Origin of the sequence: Achromobacter xylosoxidans (assembly GCF_002192695.1) — a bacterium.
Taxonomy (GTDB): Bacteria; Pseudomonadota; Gammaproteobacteria; order Burkholderiales; family Burkholderiaceae_B; genus Achromobacter; species Achromobacter xylosoxidans_C.
Map to the genome: position 1 here is coordinate 250,139 of NZ_MTLG01000053.1, position 21,297 is coordinate 271,435.

General features: G+C 66.1%; 19 protein-coding genes. 13 read left to right on the plus strand and 6 right to left on the minus strand.

What is annotated here, in order from left to right:
* Nucleotides 1-11: 11 nt before the first annotated feature.
* The 10 genes from BRO63_RS07605 to BRO63_RS07650 all read left to right on the plus strand — a co-directional run bounded on the left by BRO63_RS07605 (nucleotide 12) and on the right by BRO63_RS07650 (nucleotide 9,447).
* Nucleotides 12-1,010 carry an RluA family pseudouridine synthase gene (locus tag BRO63_RS07605; RefSeq protein ID WP_088139132.1) on the plus strand — a complete coding sequence of 333 codons (999 nt, stop codon included), beginning with the start codon at nucleotides 12-14 and terminating at the stop codon, nucleotides 1,008-1,010.
* Nucleotides 998-1,762 carry a peptidoglycan editing factor PgeF gene (gene pgeF, locus BRO63_RS07610; protein ID WP_088139133.1) on the plus strand — a complete coding sequence of 255 codons (765 nt, stop codon included), beginning with the start codon at nucleotides 998-1,000 and terminating at the stop codon, nucleotides 1,760-1,762. The genes BRO63_RS07605 and pgeF overlap by 13 nt, the downstream gene beginning before the upstream one ends.
* Nucleotides 1,763-1,886: 124 nt before the next feature.
* On the plus strand, nucleotides 1,887-3,521 hold the full coding sequence (phaC, locus tag BRO63_RS07615; RefSeq protein WP_088139134.1) for a class I poly(R)-hydroxyalkanoic acid synthase: 1,635 nt from the start codon (nucleotides 1,887-1,889) through the stop codon (nucleotides 3,519-3,521).
* A 77-nt stretch (nucleotides 3,522-3,598) separates the two neighbouring features.
* Nucleotides 3,599-4,336: an acetoacetyl-CoA reductase gene (phbB, locus tag BRO63_RS07620; protein ID WP_088139135.1), complete on the plus strand. Its 738-nt coding sequence runs from the start codon at nucleotides 3,599-3,601 to the stop codon at nucleotides 4,334-4,336.
* A 117-nt stretch (nucleotides 4,337-4,453) separates the two neighbouring features.
* A complete protein-coding gene (phaR, locus tag BRO63_RS07625; RefSeq protein ID WP_088139136.1) occupies nucleotides 4,454-5,020 on the plus strand; it encodes a polyhydroxyalkanoate synthesis repressor PhaR in 567 nt (188 codons plus the stop codon).
* 281 nt (nucleotides 5,021-5,301) lie between these two features.
* Complete coding sequence (locus BRO63_RS07630) at nucleotides 5,302-5,838, plus strand: iron transporter (protein ID WP_088139137.1); 537 nt, start codon at nucleotides 5,302-5,304, stop codon at nucleotides 5,836-5,838.
* Between the two features lie 2 nt (nucleotides 5,839-5,840).
* Entirely contained in the window at nucleotides 5,841-6,194 is a 354-nt protein-coding gene (locus BRO63_RS07635; RefSeq protein ID WP_088139138.1) for a cupredoxin domain-containing protein, read from the plus strand.
* A gap of 13 nt (nucleotides 6,195-6,207) precedes the next feature.
* Nucleotides 6,208-7,059: an FTR1 family iron permease gene (locus BRO63_RS07640; protein ID WP_088139139.1), complete on the plus strand. Its 852-nt coding sequence runs from the start codon at nucleotides 6,208-6,210 to the stop codon at nucleotides 7,057-7,059.
* A gap of 39 nt (nucleotides 7,060-7,098) precedes the next feature.
* Nucleotides 7,099-8,496: a 4Fe-4S binding protein gene (locus BRO63_RS07645; RefSeq protein WP_088139201.1), complete on the plus strand. Its 1,398-nt coding sequence runs from the start codon at nucleotides 7,099-7,101 to the stop codon at nucleotides 8,494-8,496.
* A 78-nt stretch (nucleotides 8,497-8,574) separates the two neighbouring features.
* The gene (locus BRO63_RS07650; RefSeq protein WP_088139140.1) at nucleotides 8,575-9,447 is read left to right on the plus strand and encodes a PhzF family phenazine biosynthesis protein; all 873 of its coding nucleotides are present in this window, start codon (nucleotides 8,575-8,577) and stop codon (nucleotides 9,445-9,447) included.
* A 103-nt stretch (nucleotides 9,448-9,550) separates the two neighbouring features.
* Here BRO63_RS07650 and BRO63_RS07655 read toward each other — a convergent pair whose 3' ends face one another.
* From BRO63_RS07655 to cphA (BRO63_RS07675), 5 genes are all read right to left on the minus strand, one after another.
* Nucleotides 9,551-9,889, minus strand: a complete 339-nt coding sequence (locus BRO63_RS07655) for a BON domain-containing protein (RefSeq protein ID WP_088139141.1) — start codon at nucleotides 9,887-9,889, stop codon at nucleotides 9,551-9,553.
* Nucleotides 9,890-9,958: 69 nt separating this feature from the next.
* Nucleotides 9,959-10,123, minus strand: a complete 165-nt coding sequence (locus BRO63_RS07660) for a DUF1328 domain-containing protein (protein ID WP_006389411.1) — start codon at nucleotides 10,121-10,123, stop codon at nucleotides 9,959-9,961.
* 27 nt (nucleotides 10,124-10,150) lie between these two features.
* Nucleotides 10,151-10,351: a CsbD family protein gene (locus tag BRO63_RS07665; protein WP_006389412.1), complete on the minus strand. Its 201-nt coding sequence runs from the start codon at nucleotides 10,349-10,351 to the stop codon at nucleotides 10,151-10,153.
* A 593-nt stretch (nucleotides 10,352-10,944) separates the two neighbouring features.
* Nucleotides 10,945-13,515: a cyanophycin synthetase gene (gene cphA, locus BRO63_RS07670; protein WP_088139142.1), complete on the minus strand. Its 2,571-nt coding sequence runs from the start codon at nucleotides 13,513-13,515 to the stop codon at nucleotides 10,945-10,947.
* A 62-nt stretch (nucleotides 13,516-13,577) separates the two neighbouring features.
* Nucleotides 13,578-16,193 carry a cyanophycin synthetase gene (gene cphA / locus BRO63_RS07675; RefSeq protein ID WP_088139143.1) on the minus strand — a complete coding sequence of 872 codons (2,616 nt, stop codon included), beginning with the start codon at nucleotides 16,191-16,193 and terminating at the stop codon, nucleotides 13,578-13,580.
* Between the two features lie 262 nt (nucleotides 16,194-16,455).
* Between cphA (BRO63_RS07675) and BRO63_RS07680 the strand changes: the two genes are divergently transcribed.
* Both BRO63_RS07680 and BRO63_RS07685 read left to right on the plus strand, forming a co-directional pair.
* Nucleotides 16,456-18,741, plus strand: a complete 2,286-nt coding sequence (locus tag BRO63_RS07680; protein ID WP_088139144.1) for a cyanophycin metabolism-associated ABC transporter — start codon at nucleotides 16,456-16,458, stop codon at nucleotides 18,739-18,741.
* 21 nt (nucleotides 18,742-18,762) lie between these two features.
* Nucleotides 18,763-19,233 carry a cyanophycin metabolism-associated DUF1854 family protein gene (locus BRO63_RS07685; protein WP_088139145.1) on the plus strand — a complete coding sequence of 157 codons (471 nt, stop codon included), beginning with the start codon at nucleotides 18,763-18,765 and terminating at the stop codon, nucleotides 19,231-19,233.
* A 3-nt stretch (nucleotides 19,234-19,236) separates the two neighbouring features.
* On the opposite strand, the gene BRO63_RS07690 is transcribed toward BRO63_RS07685, so the two are convergent.
* The gene (locus tag BRO63_RS07690) at nucleotides 19,237-20,373 is read right to left on the minus strand and encodes a GNAT family N-acetyltransferase (protein WP_088139146.1); all 1,137 of its coding nucleotides are present in this window, start codon (nucleotides 20,371-20,373) and stop codon (nucleotides 19,237-19,239) included.
* Between the two features lie 99 nt (nucleotides 20,374-20,472).
* On the opposite strand from BRO63_RS07690, the gene BRO63_RS07695 reads away from it, so the two are divergent.
* Nucleotides 20,473-21,294, plus strand: a complete 822-nt coding sequence (locus BRO63_RS07695) for a ferritin-like domain-containing protein (protein WP_088139147.1) — start codon at nucleotides 20,473-20,475, stop codon at nucleotides 21,292-21,294.
* Nucleotides 21,295-21,297 lie beyond the last annotated feature (3 nt).

Here is a 21,297-nt window from a genome sequence, read left to right on the forward strand (position 1 = left end):
GATTTGTCTCCATGTCTGATACAGCCTCCGGCGCGGATCTCAATTCCGACGACGAACTCCTGGGTATTTCCGAAGAAAATCCCCGGGGAGAGCCGCAATTTGTAACAGTGCCTTCCGGCACGCGCGCCGACCGGCTGGACAAGGTGCTGGCGGGGCTGATGCCCGAACATTCCCGCGGCCGGCTGCAGGGCTGGATCGAGGCCGGCAACGTCCACGTCAACGGCAAGCCCGGCAAGGTCCGCCAGACGGTCGGCCCCGACGACGAACTCACCGTCTGGCCCCAGCCCGCACCCGAAACCCTGGCTTTTGCGCCCGAACCCGTGGATTTCGCGGTCGTGGCCGAAAGCCCCGACTGGATCGTGGTGAACAAGCCCGCGGGCCTGGTGACGCATCCCGGCGCCGGCAACTGGAGCGGCACGCTGCTCAACGGCCTGCTGTACCGCTATCCCGAACTGACGCAGGTGGCGCGCGCCGGCATCGTGCACCGCCTGGACAAGGACACCTCCGGCCTGATGGTCGTGGCACGCAACGAAACCGCCCAGACGCATCTGGTGCGCCAATTGCAGGCGCGCAGCATGGGCCGGGAGTACGTGGCGCTGGCCCATGGCTGGCTGGCCGCGGGGGGCAAGGTAGACCGTCCCATCGGCCGCGATTCGCGCGTGCCGGTCCGCATGAGCGTGGAGCGCCCGGTGGCGCCCAAGCCCGCCATCACCCATTACATGCCCGCCCGCCGCGGCGAGGCGGATCCCGGAGGCCGCGTCACCGAAGTGGTGTGCCGCCTGGAAACGGGCCGCACCCATCAGATCCGCGTGCACATGGCCAGCCTGGGGCATCCGCTGCTGGCCGATACGATCTACGGCGGCAAGAACATTGCGGGCGCGCAGCGGCAGATGCTGCATGCGCGCGCGCTGCATTTCGAAGATCCGGGCGGCCGCGGCGAAGTCGAGTTCGCCGCGGCCGTGCCTCCCGACATGAGCTTGGTCCAGGAAGAGATTGCATGGAACGCGTAGTGGCAGGCTTGCCGGTGGTGACCGGCCCGCAATGGCCGGGCGTGAACTACTTCTGCACGACCCGGGCAGGCGGCGTGGGCGTTGCGCCGCACGACACCTTGAATCTGGGCCGCCGCGCCGGGGACGATCCGGACACGGTGACTGAGAACCGGCGCCGCGTGCGTGCTGCACTGCCGGCCGAACCCCTGTGGCTGCGCCAGGTCCATGGCAGCGAAGTGGTGGACGCTGATCAGGCGGACCTACCGGACGAGCCGGCGGTCGATGCCAGCGTCACGGCGCGGCCTGGCCGAGTCCTGGCCGTGATGGTGGCCGATTGCCTGCCCGTGGTCATCGCCGATGCGCAAGGCACGGTGCTGGGCGCGGCGCATGCCGGCTGGCGCGGCCTGTCGGGCGGCGTGCTGGAGAACACGCTGGCAGCCATGCGCGCCAAGGCGCCGCAGGCTTCCGGCTGGCGCGCCTGGGTCGGGCCGGGTATCGGCCCGCAGGCGTTCGAGGTCGGCCAGGACGTGCTGGACGCGTTCGCCAAGGACGATCCGGCAACCCTGCGCTACTTCACGCCGCGGCCCGGAATCTCCGGGAAATGGCTGGCCGACCTCGCCGGATTGGCTGATTTCCGCCTGCGTCGCGCCGGGGTACAAGAGGTGTCCTTGAGCGGGATGTGCACGGTGGCCGAGTCCGAGCGGTTCTTCTCGTACCGCCGCGACGGCGAAACCGGACGCATGGCTTTGCTGGCCTGGCTCGACCCGGCTTGATCTGGCTCAAGGCCCGCGGCGGGCCTTGCGGCATACCCTGTCAGGCCTCCTTGTATACCCGCATTGACAGTCCCGGACCCGGAATGCAACATCAATCGCGTAGTTTCGATAACAAGGTGTCGAAGTGAATGCCAATCTCTCCGCAGGGCCCATTCCGGTGAGCGTGGCACCGGATGTCATGGCCGATATTCAGGCCGAATTTTCCCGCGAGTGGCAGCGCCTTTGCGATGACGCCCGCCGTGGCGCGCTTGCGCCGCCGCCAGACCGCCGTTTTTCGGGCGACGCCTGGGCCTCCCATCATTCGCACCTGTTGCTGGCGCATACCTATCTGCTGTCGGCGCGCGCCATGTCGCGCATGGTCGATGCGGCCCAGGTGAGCGAGCCCATGCGCGACCGCCTGCGCTTTTCCATCATGCAATGGGTCGACGCGCTGTCGCCGTCGAACTTCCTGGCGCTGAACCCGGATGCCCAGCAATCCATCGTCGAAAGCGCCGGACGCGCGCTCAACGAAGGGCTGGCCAATCTGCTGGGCGACGTCAAGAAAGGCCGCATCACGCAGACCGACGAATCGCAGTTCGAGATCGGCCGCAATGTCGCCGTGACGCCCGGCGAAGTGGTGTTCGAGAACCGGCTGTTCCAGCTTATCCAGTACGCGCCGTCGACCGCCACCGTGCACGAACGGCCGCTGGTCATCGTGCCGCCGAACATCAACAAGTTCTACATCCTGGACCTGCAGCCCGAGAACTCCTTTGTGCGGCATGCGGTGGACCAGGGTTATACGGTGTTCCTGATTTCGTGGCGCAATCCGGTGTCCAGTGACACCGATGGCGTGGACCGCGCGACTTGGTCTGATTATCTGGACGATGCGGTGCTGCAGGCGCTGCGCGTGGCCAGCGACATCACCAAGCAGCCGCAAGTCAACGCGCTGGGCTTCTGCGTGGGCGGCACCATGCTGGCCTCCGCGCTGGCCCTGGCCGAGGCGCGCGGCGAGCATCCCGTGGCGTCGCTGACGCTGCTGACCTCGCTGCTCGATTTCCACGATACCGGCATCCTCAACGTTTTCGTCGACGAGGCCCACGCGCTGCTGCGCGACCACCAGCTGGGACAGGGCGGGCTGATGCCCGGGCGCGACCTCGCCACCACGTTCTCGTTCCTGCGGCCCAACGAACTGGTCTGGAATTATGTGGTCGGCAACTATCTGAAAGGCCAGAAGCCGCCCGCGTTCGACCTGCTGTTCTGGAATGGCGACAGCACCAATCTGCCCGGACCGTTCTTCTCCTGGTACTTCCGCAATACCTACCTGGAGAACAACCTCAAGGTGCCGGGCCGCGCGCATGCCGCGGGCCTGCCGCTGGACCTGACGCGGCTCGAAATGCCGGCGTACATCTTCGGGTCACGCGAGGACCATATCGTGCCCTGGGTCTCGGCGTATGCGTCGACCCAGGTGCTGCGCGGACCGCAGCGTTTCGTGTTGGGGGCATCCGGCCACATCGCCGGCGTGGTGAATCCGCCGGCCAAGAAGCGCCGCAGCTATTGGGCGGCTGACAAGCTCGAGCAGTCGGGCCATCATCTGCCTGGCGACCCGAACACCTGGTTCGCGCAGGCCGTCGAGACGCCGGGCAGCTGGTGGCCCGATTGGGCCGGCTGGCTGTCGGGCCATTCGGGCAAGCAGGTCAAGGCGCGTGAAAAATTGGGCAATGCCAAGCACCGGCCGATAGAGCCGGCGCCTGGCAGGTATGTGAAAGTCCGGGCAGCCTGAAGCCGCGACCAGCGGTTAGGCCCAGACAAGAAGAAGGTTAATCAACGAGGCGTCCGTCGCACACAGGAGGAAGTCCAATGAGCGGAAAACTGGCTTACGTTACAGGCGGGATGGGCGGTATCGGCACCTCTATTTGCCAGCGCTTGGCCAAGGATGGCTTTCGCGTGGTGGCAGGTTGCGGCCCCAGCCGCAACTACCAGCAATGGCTGGATGAGCAGGCAGCGCAGGGCTATACGTTCTACGCGTCCGTGGGCAACGTGTCCGATTGGGACTCCACGGTAGAGGCCTTCGAACGGGTCACGAAGGAACTGGGCCCGGTCGACGTGCTGGTCAACAACGCGGGCATCACCCGCGACGGCTTGTTCCGCAAGATGAGCGCCGACGATTGGCGCGCGGTCATCGACACCAACCTGAACAGCCTGTTCAATGTGACCAAGCAGGTCATCGAAGGCATGGTCGAGCGTCAGTGGGGCCGCATCATCAACATCAGCTCGGTCAACGGGCAGAAGGGACAATTCGGCCAGACCAACTATTCCACGGCCAAGGCCGGCATCCATGGCTTCACCATGGCGCTGGCCCAGGAAGTGGCCAGCAAGGGCGTCACGGTCAATACGATTTCGCCCGGCTATATCGGCACCGACATGGTCCGAGCCATCCGTCCCGACGTGCTGGAAAAGATCGTCGCCACCATTCCCGTGCGTCGCCTCGGCACGCCGGAGGAAATCGCGTCGATGACAGCGTGGCTGGCCTCGGACGAGTCCGGTTTTTCGACCGGCGCGGACTTCTCGCTCAACGGCGGCCTGCACATGGGCTGACCCATCGCGGGCCGCCAGCGGGCGGCCCGTCGGCGCCGGAGGGCCTCGGGGAGAGGGCCCTCCGGATTACACTAACCCTATCCGAAGCCTTAGAGATCGCCCGATCCGGGGACAACCATGACGCAAGCACAAACCGGCGCCAGCCTGCGCCTGATTAAAAAGTACCCCAACCGTCGCCTGTACGACACCCGGACCAGCACGTACATCACCCTGGCAGATGTCAAGCAACTGGTCCTGGCCAATGAGGAATTCCAGGTCGTCGATGCCAAGAGCAGCGAAGACCTGACGCGCAGCATCCTGCTGCAGATCATCCTCGAAGAGGAAAGCGGCGGCATGCCCATGTTCTCGTCGAACATGCTGTCGCAGATCATCCGTTTCTACGGCCATGCCATGCAGGGCATCATGGGGTCCTACCTGGAAAAGAACATCCAGGCCTTCATGGAAATCCAGCAGCGCATGGCGGAACAGTCCAAGGGCCTGTACGGCAGCCAGTTCGGCCCCGAGGCCTGGACCCAGTTCATGAACGTGCAGACGCCCATGCTGCAGAACATGATGAACAACTACATCGACCAGAGCAAGAATCTGTTCGTGCAGATGCAGGACCAGATGCAGGACCAGACCCGCGCCATGTTCTCGACCTTCCCGTTCACGCCCGGCGGTCCGCAAGGTCCCGGCCGCAAGTAACGGCGGGGCCGCGCCTGGCGCGGCCTCATCGATCAGCACCCCAAAAGCCGGATGGCGTTCCGGTTCTTGGGGTGTTTTTTCATCGACGCGTTCAGGCTTTTTTCTCGGGCTCTGTAGGGGCGGTCCGTAGCGCTTTCAGCGCTTGATCAAACGCAATGATCCGCAGATTTTCCTGGCTCCAGGTTCAGGGTTCTGTCAGTTGATTTGGTTACATTAATGAAAACGGTTCTTGTTTGTATTTTAGGAGCCGTCGTCTCATTCGTGTCTCAAGGATTATGCACATGATCAAGAAAGCCTTGGCCCTGGCCATCGTCGCCCTGAGCGTTTCCGCCGCGAACGCGGCCGAATACCCCATCGGCAAACCGGTGGAAAAGGGCGGCATGGAAATCGGCGCGGTGTACCTGCAGCCGATCGAAATGGACCCCCCGGGCATGATGCGCCCGGCCAAGGATTCGGATGTGCACCTCGAGGCCGACATCCACGCCACTGCCGGCAACAAGACGGGCTTCCCTGAAGGCGAGTGGGTGCCTTACCTGGTCGTGAAGTACGAAATCCAGAAGGTCGGCAGCCAGAACGTGCAGAAGGGCACCTTCATGCCCATGGTCGCCAACGACGGTCCGCACTACGGCGAGAACGTCAAGCTGGAAGGTCCGGGCAAGTACAAGCTGAAGTACTCCATCCTGCCGCCGACCGCGGACAAGATGAGTCACTTCGGCCGCCACATCGACAAGGAAACCGGCGTGGGCCCATGGTTCGAGCCTTTCGATCTGGAATATGAATTCGTTTACGCCGGCACCGGCAAGAAGGGCGGTTACTGATCGTGCGCAGCCTGCTTCGCGTCGCCGCGGCAATCTTGATCGGCTTGGCAGGTCTGGCCGGCGCGGCGACCGCGCAGGCGGATGAACTGCCCACGTTCACGCTGACCTTCAAGCCGAACGGCACGTTCGAACCCGCCACGCTGGAAGTGCCGGCGGGTCGCTTCAAGATCGAGCTCATCAACGAGAGCAACGAGCCGGTGGAATTCGAAAGCATTCCGCTGCGCAAGGAAAAAGTCCTGGGGCCGGGCGTGAAGTCCTTTGTCGTGATCACGATTTCCCGTCCCGGCGAGTATCCATTTTTTGATGACTTTCACCAGAGCGTGAAAGGCACCTTGGTCGTCAAACCCAAGGAATAAGCGGTAGCAATATATGGAACAGGTCCTCTTTATCGTCTGGCGTGAAAGCGTCGAAGCCATGCTGGTGGTGGGCATACTCTACACCTGGCTGCGCTCCACGCCCGAGGGCAAGCGCGGCCTGAACTACCTGTGGGGCGGCGTCGCCGCAGGCCTGGCACTGGCCGTGGCGCTGGCGCTGGTGCTGCTGGGCGTGTCCAACTGGCTCAGCGACGAAGGCCAGGAATGGTTCCAGGCCATCATGTCGCTGGCCGCTTGCGCCTTGGTGGTGCAAATGGTCGTCTGGATGAAGAAGCATGGCCGCACGCTCAAGGGCGAACTCGAAGGCGGCGCACGGGCTTCGGTCGCCAGCGACAACTGGTGGGGCTTGTTCGTGCTGGTGGCGATCGCGGTGGCGCGTGAAGGCAGCGAGACCGTCGTGTTCCTGTACGGCACCGTGTCGGCGAGCGAGGGCGGCAGCGACATGCTGATGCTGGCGCTGGCCGGCGCGGCTGGCTTCGTGGTGGCGCTGCTGACGTTCTGGCTGCTGCAATTGGGCGGCAAGCTCATCACCTGGCGCCGCTTCTTCCGCGTGACCGAAATCCTGTTGCTGCTGCTGGCCGGCTCGCTGCTGGTGGGCGGCCTGGATCATCTGATTTCGCTGGACGTCCTTCCGACCATCGTGGATCCGGTCTGGGACAGCTCCTGGCTCCTGAGCGACAGCACCGGCGTGGGCAAGGTCCTGGCCGACTTCGCCGGCTACCGTGCCTTGCCCGCCCTGACCTCGGTACTGTTGTGGGTGGCTTATTGGATCATTGTGTGGGCGCTGCTGCGCTGGGTGGGAGGCAAGCCTGCGAAGGCTGCCGCCGCGGTCCGCAGCGCGTCCTGAACCCGACTATCGCCGGACTGAATACTTGAAGGTTTGACCATGGCAGCTGCACTCGGGAGGGCAACCTCCCGTATCGCCGACTTTCTCCGTGACCATGCCCCGCTGTTGCGCAAGTTGCAGTGGGGCATTGTTGCGATGTACGCGTTCCTTTTGATCGTGCCCGCGATCCTGCCCTTGCCGGACAATGCGGCCTCGGTGTTCAACAACTTGACCATCGTGGCGCAGTTCGCGTTCTGGGGCGTGTGGTGGCCGTTCGTGCTGATTTCCATGCCCATCCTGGGCCGGGCCTGGTGCGGCTGGCTCTGTCCCGAAGGCATGCTGACGGAATGGGCCAGCGAGCGCGGCCAAGGCCACGCGATCCCGAAATGGATGCGCTGGGGCGGCTGGCCTTTCGTCGCGTTTGCGCTGACCACCGTTTACGGCCAGCTGGTCAGCGTGTACCAGTATCCGCTGGCGGTGCTGGCGGTGCTGGGCGGGTCCACGGTGGCGGCCATGATCGTCGGCTGGCGTTACGGCCGCAGCAAGCGCGTGTGGTGCAAGTACCTGTGCCCGGTCAACGGCGTCTTCAATCTGCTGGCCAAGCTGGCGCCCTGGCACTTCAAGGTCGACGAAGAGAAGTGGCGCCATCCGGTCATCCGCATCGAGCCCATTAACTGTGCGCCGCTGGTGCCGCTGCGCCACATGAAGGGCGCGGGCGACTGCCATGTCTGCGGACGCTGCAGCGGCTATCGCGGCGCGATTGAGCTGACGCCGCGTTCGCCCGAAGAAGAGATCGTGCATGTCACTCATGGCGACCCGTGGCAGACCGCGCTGCTGTGCTTCGGCCTGATGGGCATCGCGATCGGCGCCTTCCTCTGGAGCGCCAGCCCCTGGTACGTGACCGCCAAGCAGTGGGCCGCGACCTGGCTGGTCGAGCACGACATCATGTGGCCGCTGCTGGACAACGCGCCCTGGTTCATCCTGACGCATTACCCGGAAGTGAACGACAGCTTCTCGTGGCTGGACGGCGCGGGCATCCTGATGTTCGTCGTCGGCGCCACGATTTGCGTAGGTGGAGCGAGTTTCCTGTCGTTGTGGATCGCCGATCGCCTGGCGCCGGCCGCGCCCGTGGCAGGCGAACCCGCGACGCGCTGGGGCCGTCCTGGCCTGCACAAGCTGGCGCAGGCCCTGATTCCTTCGGCCGGCATCGGCGTGTTCCTGGGCCTGTCGGCCACCACGGTCAACCTGCTCAAGCACGAAGGGATGCAGGCCGCCTGGGCCGCGCCCGTGCGCTTCACGCTGCTGAGCCTGGCGGTGCTGTGGACGCTGCGCCTGTTTGCGCGCCTGCTCAAGCCGCGCGTGGCGAGCGGCTGGCGCAAGGGGCTGGCCTGGCTGGTGCTGGCGGCCGGCCTGGCGCCGTTCTGCCTGGCCTGGGTATTGTTCTTCGCGGTCTGGTAGCCCGGGTCCGAGGCTTGCGATAAAGTGGGGAACGCGCCGGCCCAAGCCGGCGCAACGTTTTCAACTATCGCTACCGCCATGGCCACCTACGCTTTCCGCCTGCTCAACGTCTTCGCTTCCTCCACCTTCAGCGGCAACCAGCTTTGCGTGTTCGAAGACGCGCGCGGCATGGACGACGCCACCATGCTGAACCTGGCGGCGCAATTCAATCTCTCCGAAACGACCTTCATCCTGCCATCCGACAAGGCGGCGGCGCGGGTGCGGATCTTTACGCCGGGCTTCGAGATGAAGTTCGCGGGCCATCCCACCATAGGTACTTCTCAGGTCGTGCGTGACTTGCGGCAGACCGGCGATGCGTTGACGCTGGAGTTCGCCGCCGGCGTGGTGCCGGTGACGGCGCGCGGCGATGCCTGGACCTTTACCGCGCCGTGTCCGGATGGCGTGCGCACCGCCGCGCCCGCGCTGGATCGAGGCGAAATCGCCAGCCTGCTGGGACTGGATGCGCGCGATCTGCTGGGCGATCCGATCTGGCTGGACACCGGCGCCGATCAACTGCTGGTGCCGTTGGCCAGCGTGGCTGCGGTGCGCCGCGTTGCGCCCGACGCCTCGCGGCTGGACCGTTGGCAGGCCAACAGCCTGGGCCGCAAGGTCATGTATGCCTTCGCTTTCGACGACAGCCGCCAGCAGGATGGCCGGCAGGTGGTGGTGGCGCGCTATTTCTACGCCAAGGCGGGCGGCGGTGTGAACGAAGATGCCGGCACGGGTTCGGCCTGCGCCAATCTGGGCGGCTGGCTGCTGCATCAAAAGCGTTCCTTGCCCGCCAGCATCCTGGTGGAGCAGGGCGACCAGATGGGCAGGCCCTGCCGGCTGTTGCTGGACGTCCAGGCCAATGGCCGGATCCAAGTGGGCGGACGCGCGCTGCAGATAGGCCGGGGCGTGGTGGACATCTGATCTGGACCGCCGCGCGGGACGCGGCGCAAAAACAAGGCGGCGCCTGTGTTGGACACAGGCGCCGCCTTGTTTTCAAGACCGGGCCGGAACGGCCCTGCCGAGCTTACTTCTTGTTCTTGGCCGGGTCGACCTTGATGTTGTTCATCACCTGCTTGACGCCTTCGACGCCGCGCGCCACGGTGGCGGCATGATCGGCTTCGGCTGCGGTGCCGACGGTACCCGTCAGCTTGGTGACGCCCCCGTTGGTCTCCACGGCGATGTCCAGCGCGCTCAGCTGCTTGTCGGCCACGATGGCGGCCTTGACCTTGGTGGTCACGGTGGCGTCGGACGCGTATTCACCCACGGACTGCTTCGGCTTGCCGTCGTCGGCGGCAAAAGCCATGGAAGTGAAGACGGCGCCCGTGCCCAGTGCAGCGGCGGCGATCAGCTTGCGGAATTCCATAGTCATGCTCCTTGTTAGTGGTTCAGCGCGTCGGGGCGCGGGAACTGCGTAGTGTCTTGGGTGCGAGTTCTATTTCTTGCGGAAAGCGCCGCCGAGGATGGACAGCAGCGCCAGTACCAGGAAGACGAAGAACAGGATCTTGGCGATACCGGCAGCGCCGGCGGCGATGCCGCCGAAGCCCAGGACAGCCGCGATGATGGCGATGACGAAGAAAACTACGGCGTAGTGCAACATGTCAGCTTCTCCTGGTGGTTGGTCGGATCAAGGATTGCGGTCGAAGAAGTCGCGGACTTCCTTTTCAGCCTGCTCCTTGGTCTTGCCATAACGCTCCTGGATCAGGCCCGCCAGACGTTCGGCGTTGCCTTCGGTGCGGGTCAGTTCGTCGTCGGTGAGCTCGCCCCAGGCGGCCTTGGCCTTGCCCGTCAGTTGCTTCCATTTGCCAGCGATGATGTCGTTGTTCATGGTGACCTCTCCTGTTGCTTGCGCCATCCGGTTTGCGGCCTGTAAACCGGGCTGTCGCGGTTGAGTGGGACACTGATCAGCTAGAGCCTGCCGATGCAAAAGATGTCGTGCAGGCCATGCATTCACCGTACGAGCCTGCGGCATGGCCGTCAAACCAGGCTGTGGGCAAATGTAACGGCAAGAGGTCCGCAAAAAGGTCCGGTTTCCAGCGGGGCGGGGTTACAGGCGCACTAGATGTGGCAGTTACATTCCGGCAATGTCTTGTCCTCTTTTGAGCGGGGCTGGTAACCGGATCTGCGGGGTCATGCAGGGGCGGGCGCGGCTGGCTTGCGGGCGGGCGCGACGGTATAGTCATGGCGGAACCGGCAACCACGTTCGGCCGCAGAAAAAGGAAGAGGAACCCGCATGACGCAACGACTTTGCAGCGCTATCTTGCTGGCGCTGGCCGCGATGGCGGCGATGGGATGCACGCACGTGACGGACCGCTATCAGGCTGCCGCGCCCGTGGCGTCGTCCAGCAGCTGACCGGCGCGCGCTGACGCAAACGGGGCGCCCATGGGCGCCCCGTCTTTACTTCAGGAACCGCTTACGGCTCAGGCTTGCGCGATGCGGCGCGCAATGTGGTCCAGCGCCTCTTCGACCTGGTCGACCAGGATCAGGCAAAGGTCGCCTGCGCCCAGGCGCGCCAGCGCGGTGTCAATGGCGAGAAACTCGCCGTGGATCTCTTCGACATGCTTGCTGCGCGTGGCATTGACCAGGCCCTGCTGCAGCAGGGCCAGCACTTCGCCGTCGGCGCGGCCGCGCTGGCATTGGTCCTGGTAGAGCAGCACGTCGTCGAAGGCGTCGCCGAGGATCTCGGTCTGCATCCGGATGTCTTCGTCGCGCCGGTCGCCCGCGCCGCTGATGACCACGGAACGGCGCTTGGCGGGCATGGCGTCCACGGCGCGCACCAGGGCCAGGATGGCGTCGGGATTGTGGCCGTAGTCGGCGATCACCGTGGCGCCGCGGTAGTCGAACACGTTGAAGCGTCCGGGCGCGGTCTGGGCGTCGTTGACGAAGCTGGCCAGGCCGCGGCGGATGATGTCCGTGTCCAGGCCCAGCGCCCAGGCCGCGGCGATCGAGGCCATGGCGTTTTCCACCTGGAAGGTGATCGTGCCGTTGCGCGTGAGCGGAATCGCGGCCAGCGGGTAGCGGGTCTCTTCGCCGCCCTGCGCGGTGACGATGGAGTCGCCGTCGCGGTACACGCAGCGCAGGCCTTGCGCGCGATGCGTGGCCAGCACGGGATGATTGCGGTCTTCGGCGAAGTAGGTGATGGAACCCGGGCAGCTCGCCGCCATGTCAGCCACGATGGGGTCGGCCGCGTTCAGCACCGCGGTGCCGGTGGGGTGCACGTGCTGCACGATGACGCGCTTGACCACGGCCAGGTCCTCGACCGTGCTGATGTAGCCCAGGCCCAGGTGGTCGCCCATGCCGATGTTGGTGACGATGGCCACGTTGCAGCGGTCGAAGGCCAGGCCTTCGCGCAGGATGCCGCCGCGCGCGGTTTCGAACACGGCCGCGTCGACGTCCGGGTGCATCAGCACGCTGCGGGCGCTGCGCGGGCCGCTGCAGTCGCCCGTGTCGATGCGCAGGGTGTCGACGTAGACGCCGTCGGAGTTGGTCATGCCGACGCGGTTGCCGGCCACGCCCAGGATATGGGCGGTCAGGCGCACGGTGGTGGTCTTGCCGTTGGTGCCGGCCACGGCCACCACCGGGATGCGGCCGTCGTCGCCGTCCGCGTACATATTGGCGATGATGGCCTCGCCGACGGCGCGGCCCTTGCCGAACGAGGGATTCAGGTGCATGCGCAGGCCGGGCGCGGCGTTCACTTCCACCACGCCGCCGTTCTGCTCTTCCAGCGGGTAGAGCACGCTTTCGGCCACCACGTCCACGCCGCAGATGTCCAGCCCGATCATGCGGGCCGCCGACACGGCGCGCGCGGCCATCTCGGGGTGCACCTCGTCGGTCACGTCGGTAGCCGAGCCGCCGGTGCTCAGGTTGGCGTTGTTGCGCAGGAAGATCAGGGTGCCGGACGGCGGCACGGAGTCAGCCTCGAAACCCTGCTTCTTGAGGGTCGCCAGGGCGATGTCGTCGAAGCGGATCTTGGTCAGCGAGGTCGCGTGGCCGTCGCCGCGCAGTGGATCGGCGTTGACCTGGTCCACCAGTTGGCGGATGGTCTGCACCCCGTCGCCCGTGACCTGCGGCGGGTCGCGGCGCGAGGCCGCGACCAGCGCGCCGCCCACCACCAGCAGGCGGAAGTCGTGGCCGGGGATGTAGCGCTCGACGATGACTTCGGAGCTGATTTCCTCGGCCACTTCAAAGGCCTGGATCACGCGTTCGCGCGTTTCGATGTTGACGGCGACACCGCGCCCCTGGCTGCCGTCGCGCGGCTTGACCACGACCGGGCCGCCCAGTTCCTCGGCCGCGGCCCAGGCTTCCTCGGCGGTGGTGACCGAGCGCCCCATGGGCACCGGCACGCCGGCCGAGTCCAGCAGCATCTTGGTCAGGTCCTTGTCCTGGGCGATGGACTCGGAGATGGCGCTGGTCAGGTCGGTTTCGGCGGCCTGGATGCGGCGCTGCTTGCTGCCCCAGCCGAATTGCACCATGCTGCCTTGGGTCAGGCGGCGGTAGGGGATGTTGCGGGCGGTGGCGGCGTTGACGATGGAGCCGGTGCTGGGCCCCAGGCGCACGTCTTCGTCCAGCTCGCGCAGGCGCTTCAAGGCATCGGCGAGATCGAAGGGCGTGTCGTCCAGCGCGGCGCGCACCAGCACTTGCGCCAGTTCCATCGCCAGCAGGCCGACTTCTTCTTCGCTGTACTCGACCACCACCTGGAACACGCCAGGCTCGATGGTGGAGGCGGTGCGGCCGAATGTGACGGGGCAGCCGGCGTGCGCCTGCATCGTCAGGGCCACGATCTGCAGCACATGCGCGATGGAGATCGCGCCCTGATGGCCTTCCGGACGCAGCAGCCCGGTCTGGGGCAGCCGCGCGCGCAGGCGCGCCTCGAAGTCAGGCAGGTTGTCGATGGAGCATTCGGCGTCGGCGCAGGAAACTATGGCCTCGATCGCGGTGTTCTTGCTCCACAGATTGGGGCCGCGCAGTGCTCGGATACGGGAAACTTCCATGGCAGGTATTCCTGTCTAGCTCACGCGCGCCCGCGCTTGGGCGAGGGCGCGCGCAGATATTGTCAGTATTGCTGAATCCAGCGGCGGACCAGGTCGATGGTGGGACCGGAGAAGGCCTCGTCGGACTGCAGCAGGACGAAGTCGCCTGCGGCGATGCCGTCGAGCTGGCTCTGGATGGCCTTGCCGTGGTCCGGCTCGTCCTGGATGTCCTTGATGCGGGCGCCCTGCGCCAGGCCCTGGCGCAGCAGCGCGCGCGCCTCGCCGGCGGGGCGCTTGCTGCGCACGGTCAGGTCGTCGTAGAGCACCACGCGGTCGAAGGCGTCGCCCAGCAGCTTGCCCTGTTCGATCAGGTCCGCGTCGCGGCGGTCCGCGCCGGCCGAGTAGACGGCGGCGCGGGTGGTCGACGGGAACTGGTCGATGGCGGTGATCAGGGGGCGCAGCGCCGAGGCGTTGTGCACGTCGTCGACCACCACGGTGCTGCCGTTGCGCTCGAACAGCGTGAACTGCCAGGGCGCGTCGGCCTGGTCGATGTCGAAGGTTTCGATGCCGGCCCGGATCAGCTCCACCGGGATATCCAGCGCCCAGGCCGCGCCCACGGCGGCCAGCACGTTTTCGACCTGGAAGGCCACGCGCCCGCCATGGGTCAGCGGGATCGAGGCCACCGTGGCCAGGCGTTCCTCGCGCGTGCCTTGAGCCAGCACGATGCCGCCGTCGCGCACGAACACGGCGCGGCCGTGCTGCTGCAGGTGCGCGGCGATGGCGGGCAGGGCGGGGTCGATGCCGAAGAAGATCACGGCGCCGTCGGATAGCTCGGCCATTTCCACCACGCGCGGATCGCGCGCGTTCAGCACGGTGGAGCCGCCGGGCAGGACCACGTCGACCTGGGTGCGGAACACGTTGAACATGCGTTCCGTTTCGTTGATGTCGAAGTCGCCGAGGTGGTCGGCGTCGTCGATGTTGGTGACCACGCCCACCTGGCAGCGGTCGTAGGCCAGGCCCTGGCCCAGGATCACGCCGCTGTCGTTCTCGATGACGGCGGCGTCCAGGTTGCGGTTCATCAGCAGGCGCGTGCCCGAGGCGAAATCGGCGCGGTCGCCCTTTTGCACTTGGCGGCGGTCCAGATAGAGGCCTTCGCTGCAGGCCAGGCCGGTGCGCTTGCCGGACAGGCTCAGCAGGCGGGCCACCAGACGCGCCACCACGGTCTTGCCGTTGGTGCCGGTCACGCCCACGATGGGGATGCGGCCGGCGTCGCCTTCGGGGAACAGGTGGTCGACGATGGCGCGGCCCACCGGGCGCGGCGTGCCGTCGGCAGGCTTCAGGTGCATCAGCAGGCCGGGACCGGCATTGACTTCGACGATGGCGCCGCGCTGTTCTTCCAGCGGGCGGGAGATGTCTTCGGCCACCAGGTCCACGCCCGCGATGTCCAGGCCCACGATGCGCGCGGCCAGGGTCACGGTGGCGGCGATGCTGGGGTGCACGCGGTCGGTGACGTCGAAGGCGACGTTGCCGCTGCGCTGCACCAGCACGCGCTGGCCTTCGGGTGGAACGCTGTCTTCCGACAGGCCCTGGCGGGCGATTTCCAGCCGCGCGGCGGAATCCAGGCGCACCGGATTCAGCGGATGGTTCTCGGTGCGGCCGCGGCGCGGGTCGGTATTGATCTGGCTGTCGATGAGTTCGGTGATGGTGGACTTGCCGTCGCCCGTCACCCAGGCCGGTTCGCCGGCGGCGGCGGCCACCATGCGGTCGCCCACGACCAGCAGGCGGTGCTCGTTGCCCAGCACGAAGCGCTCGACGATCACGCCGCTGCCTTCGTCCACGGCCACGCGGTAGGCCGACACCACTTCCTCGCGCGTCGTCAGGTTGGTGAACACGCCGCGACCATGGTTGCCGTCATAGGGCTTCACGACCACCGGCAGGCCGATATCCTCGGCCGCTTCCCAGGCGTCGTCCTCGCTGCGCACGAGGCGGCCTTCGGGCACGGGCACGCCGCAGGTCGACAGCAGTTCCTTGGTCAGGTCCTTGTCGCGCGAAATGCCTTCTGCGATGGCGCTGGTGCGGTCGGTCTCGGCCGTCCAGATGCGGCGCTGGGCCGAGCCATAGCCGAACTGCACGAGGTTGCCCTCGAACAGGCGGATATAGGGAATGTCGCGGTCGTCGGCGGCATCCACGATGCAGGCGGTGCTGGGGCCGAGGCAGTGCTTGTCGATCAGGCTGCGCAGCTTGGCGATGGCGGCGGGCACGTCGAAGGGGCGGTCCTCGATGGCGGCCATGACCAGGTCGCGGGCTTCGTTCAGGGCGGTGCGGGTGACCTGTTCCTGCCAGGCGCGCACCACGACCTTGTAGACGCCGCGGGTGGAGGTTTCCCGGGCCTTGCCGAAACCGCCGCGCAAGCCGGCCAGGTTCTGCAGTTCCAGGGTGACATGTTCAAGTATGTGGCCAGGCCAGGTGCCTTCCTTCAGGCGCGACAGGAAGCCGCCCCGCACGCCAGGACTGCAGCGGTGCTCGATCAGGGTCGGCAGCCATTCCGTCAGGCGCTCGTAAAAGCCGGGAATGGTGTTGGAGGGATAGTCCTCCAGTTCGCCGATATCCACCCACGCCTCGAGTACCGGGCGATACGTCCAAATGTTCGGGCCGCGCAAAGCCACGACATCGAGAAATTCAATGTCTTTCTTTTTCATGTTTTAATTTACGAGAGAAGCAGGTTGGCACGCGCGGACGCCCCTATGCAAGACCGCGAATTTATTGGGGTTGCGCCTTTAGAATAATGCCAACGAGTGGGGGATCCCAGATATTCCTAATTAGAAAAATCGGCTGCTACTATACGACGCCTTCAAAGCGTGAAATCGTTATGTTGTAAGGAAGGGACACGTTTGCCGCCAGTCCAGGTTGCGAACCGGTTGCCGCCTAGTAGGGCAGAGTCCTGGCCCGGTATGCGTACCAATGAAAAAACCAAACCTGCTTTCCGGCCTTGCCGAAGCCTTTCCTGCCCGCTGGCGGGATGAAATCCGCGCCGAACTGGCGGATGGCGAAACCTTGTTGGCCTGGGTTGAAATAGACCTGGATCAGCGCCTGAAGTTCCGCCCGGGGCTGGTCGCCGCGACCGACCGCCGGCTGCTGGCCCGCCATCCGGACGAGCCGCGCTGGGAATCCTGGGCATACGGCCCCCAATTAAAGCTGAGCCTGACCGACCACGCCGGCGCCGCGCTGCTGGAATTGAACGACGATGGCTCGCGTCTGGGCGCCTGGCGTTTCACGCTGGCGCGCAATCCGGCCGCGCTGCGCCTGCTGGCGCAGTTCGAGACCCAGCAGGCCATCCGTTTGTCCGGCCATCAGGACGAGGAGCTGGCTGAGCGCACCTGCACCGTCTGTAATAACGTCATTCCGGCGGGCGAGGAAGAATGCCCGACCTGCAACCAGGAACAGGCGGCGCCATCCACCACTTGGGCGCTGCTGCGCCTGTGGCGTTTTGCCCGGCCCTACCGCGGGCCGCTGCTGGCGGGTTTCGTGCTGACCCTGCTGGGCACCGCCGCCACCCTGGTGCCGCCGTACCTGACCATGCCGCTGATGGACGATGTGCTGATTCCGTTCCAGAACGGCGCGCCCATCGACTACGACAAGGTCCGCCTCTATCTGGGCGGACTGCTGGCCTCGGCCTTCCTGGCCTGGGGCCTGGGTTGGGCCCGCACCTACATCCTGGCCTGGGTCAGCGAGCGCATCGGCGCCGACCTGCGCACCACCACCTATGAACACCTGCAGCAGCTGTCGCTGGAGTATTTCGGCGGCAAGCGCACCGGCGACCTGATTTCCCGTATCGGCAGCGAAACCGACCGCATCTGCGTGTTCCTGTCGCTGCACTTGCTGGATTTCGCCAACGACATCCTGATGATCGTCATGACCGCGGTCATCCTGGTGTCCATCAACCCATGGCTGGCGCTGGTCACGCTGGTGCCGCTGCCGTTCATCATCTGGATGATCCACGCGGTGCGCGACCGCCTGCGCCATGGCTTCGAAAAGGTCGACCGCATCTGGTCGGAGATCACCAACGTCCTGGCCGACACCATACCGGGCATCCGCGTGGTCAAGGCTTTCGCGCAGGAAAAGCGCGAAGTGGCGCGCTTTCGCGAAGCCAACAACCGCAACCTGGAAGTCAACGACCGCGTGAACACCACCTGGTCGCTGTTCTCGCCCACCGTCACGCTGCTGACCGAAGTGGGGCTGCTGGTGGTGTGGATCTTCGGCATCTGGCAGGTGTCGCAGAAGCAGATCACCGTCGGCGTGCTGGCCGCCTTCCTGGCCTACATCGGGCGCTTCTACATGCGCCTGGATTCGATGAGCCGCATCGTCTCGGTCACGCAGAAAGCGGCCGCCGGCGCCAAGCGCATCTTCGACATCCTGGACCATGTCTCCAGCGTGCCGGAACCGCAGAATCCCGCCAAGCTGCCGCATATCAACGGCCGCATCGAATTGCGCGACGTGGGCTTTCGCTACGGCAACCGCCAGGTCATCCGTGGCTTGAACCTGAATATCGCCCCAGGCGAGATGATCGGCCTGGTGGGCCACAGCGGCTCGGGCAAGAGCACGCTGATCAACCTGATCTGCCGCTTCTATGACGTGTCCGAAGGCGCGGTGCTGGTGGACGGCGCCGACATACGCTCGGTGCGCGTGGCCGACTACCGCCGCAACATCGGGCTGGTGTTGCAGGAGCCTTTCCTGTTCTTCGGCACCATCGCCGAGAACATCGCCTACGGCAAGCCGGACGCCACCCGCGACGAAATCGTGGCCGCGGCGCGCGCCGCGCATGCGCACGAATTCATCCTGCGGCTGCCGCATGGCTACGACTCGCTGGTCGGCGAACGCGGCCAGGCCTTGTCCGGCGGTGAACGCCAGCGCATCTCGATCGCGCGCGCGCTGCTGATCGATCCGCGCATCCTGATCCTGGACGAGGCCACCTCGTCGGTGGACACCACCACCGAAAAGGAAATCCAGAAGGCGCTGGACAACCTGGTGCGCGGCCGCACCACGATCGCCATCGCCCACCGCTTGAGCACCTTGCGCAAGGCGGACCGCCTGGTGGTGCTGGACCGCGGCCAGATCGTGGAGCAGGGCCCGCACGAAGAGCTGATGGCCCGCGAGGGCGCCTACTATCGCCTGTACCAGGCGCAGGCGCGCCAGGCCGAGGCCGACGCGCAGGCGTCGGGCAGCGAAGACATGGCCGCCGTGGCCTGACGCGGAACCGGAATTATCGTCATGACCCTGCCGTCTTTTCAGTTGCGCCGCAATGCCTTCGGGCGCCTGGAGTTCCAGTCCGCCGATGGCCAGAACCACGAGGGCGTGTTGCCCGTGCGGGCCTTTCCCATCAGCGAGCCGGGCCGCGGCCTGTCGCTCGTGACGGCGGACGGGCGCGAGCTGGTCTGGATCGAACACCTGTCCGATGTGCCGGCGCCGCAGCGCGAGCTGATCGAGGAAGAGCTGGCGAGCCGGGAATTCATGCCCGAAATCCGCAAGCTGGCCAGCGTCTCCACCTTTGCCACGCCGAGCACCTGGCAGGTCGATACCGACCGCGGCCCCACCTCGTTCACGCTGCGCGGCGAAGAGGACATCCGCCGCCTGAGTCCGCAGACGCTGCTGATCGCCGACAGCCACGGCATCTTCTATCTGGTGCGCGACATCCAGTCGCTGGACAAGCACAGCCGCAAGCTGCTGGACCGCTTCCTCTAGACCTCAGCCTTCCCGCGGCCGCTTGAACGGGGAGTGCGTTTCCAGTTCTCCCAGGTAGTCCGCCACCGCCGCCGTTTCCTCGTCCAGGAAGTTCTGGATCGCGTCCGCGAAGCCGGGGTGCGCGACCCAGTGGGCCGACCAGGTGGGCGTGGGCAGCAGCCCGCGCGCCATCTTGTGTTCGCCTTGCGCGCCGCCCTCGAAGCGGGCGATGCCGTGGGCGATGCAGTAGGCGATGGACTGCATGTAGCAGGTCTCGAAGTGCAGCCCCGGCACGTATTCGGTCGCGCCCCAGTAGCGCCCATACAGCGCGTCGCCGCCCGCCAGGTTGAGTGCGGCCGCCACCGGCAGGCCGTCGCGTTCTGCCAGGATCAGCACAAAGGCTTCGGCCTGTTCGCGGTACGCGCGCCGGAAGAATTCGTGGCTGAGGTAGGGCGGATTGCCATGGCTGAAATAGGTGCGGCAATAGCATTCGTAGAAGAAATCCAGCTCGGCAGCGCCGATCTCCGCGCCGCGCAGCCAGCGGTACGACAGCCCGGCGGCGGCGACCTTCTTGCGGTCCTGGCGGATCTTCTTGCGCTTGTCGTGGCTCATCGTGGCCAGAAAGGCGTCGAAGTCCACATAGCCCGGATTGGTCCAGTGGAACTGCACGCTTTCGCGGATCATGAAGCCGGCCTCGCGCAGCGCGCGCATGTCGGTGTCCGCGGGGAACAGCAGATGCAGCGACGACACCTTGAGCTCTTCGGCAAAGGCGACCAGCCCGCGCACCAGCGTGGCGCGGTCTTCGTCGCTGCGTGCGAGCAGCCTGGGTCCGGTCACCGGGGTGAACGGAATGGCCGACAGCAGCTTGGGGTAGTAGCGCAGCCCGTGGCGCTGGAAGGCGTCGGCCCAGGCGTAGTCGAACACATACTCGCCGCGCGAATGGGACTTCAGGTAGAGCGGCGCGGCGGCGACCAGCGCATCGTCGCGCCACAGCGCCAGGTAATGCGGCGCCCATCCGGTCTGGGGCGTGGCGCACCCGGTCTCGTGCAGCGCGCGCAGGAACGCATGGCGCAGAAAGGGCTGGTCGCCCGCCAGCGCGTCCCATTGCTGGGCGTCGATGCGGGACAGGTCGGTCTCTATGGTCAGGCGCAGGGAATCCATGGCTGAATGATAAAGTCTCCGTGTATGCGCGAGGCTTGCGGCCACGGCGCTTTCAAGGGATTTCGGGCTGGCGCGAGGCCGCCCGGCACAGAGAAGCATATGGATAGCAACACGACGCCCGCCGCGGCCGGGCATCGCCCGGATTGCCTGCGCGGGCAGGCGCTGGCGGCCCTGGCCGCCACGGCCTGGCAGGACAAGCTGGCGGCAGTGCGCGCCATGTCGGATGAGGCGGCGCTGGACTGCGAGCAGACCTATACGCCCACGGCGGAACTGCCGGGCCGCCCGGCGCGGCCCGAGCTGGTGGCTCCCGCACAGGTCAAGCAACGCTCCATGGCCACCGAGCAAGGGCGCGCCGCGCTGCTGCACGCGCTGGCGCACATCGAATTCAATGCCATCAACCTGGCGCTGGACATCATGTGGCGCTTTGCCGGCATGCCGCCAGCCTTCTACCGCGACTGGCTGCGCGTGGCGCGCGAAGAGGCCTATCACTTCGATCTGCTCAGGCAGCGCCTGGCCGCGATGGGTTACGCCTATGGCGACTTGCCCGCCCACAACGGTCTCTGGGACATGGCGCAGCGCACGCAAGAGGATCTGCTGGCCCGTTTGGCGCTGGTGCCGCGCACGCTGGAGGCGCGCGGCCTGGATGCTTCTCCCGCGATCCGCGCCAAGCTGGCGGGGGCAGGGGACGCGGAGAGCGCCGCCATCGTCGACATCATCCTGGCCGACGAGATCGGCCACGTTGCCATCGGCAACCATTGGTACAAGCAGCTGTGCGAGCAGGCAGGCAAGGATCCCGTGTCCTGCTATGCCGAACTCGCACAGCGTTACGACGCGCCCCGACTGCGCGGCCCCTTCAACCTGGAGGCGCGCCGCGCCGCCGGATTCGACGATGCCGAACTTGCCGCGCTGCAGGCCGGCTGACTG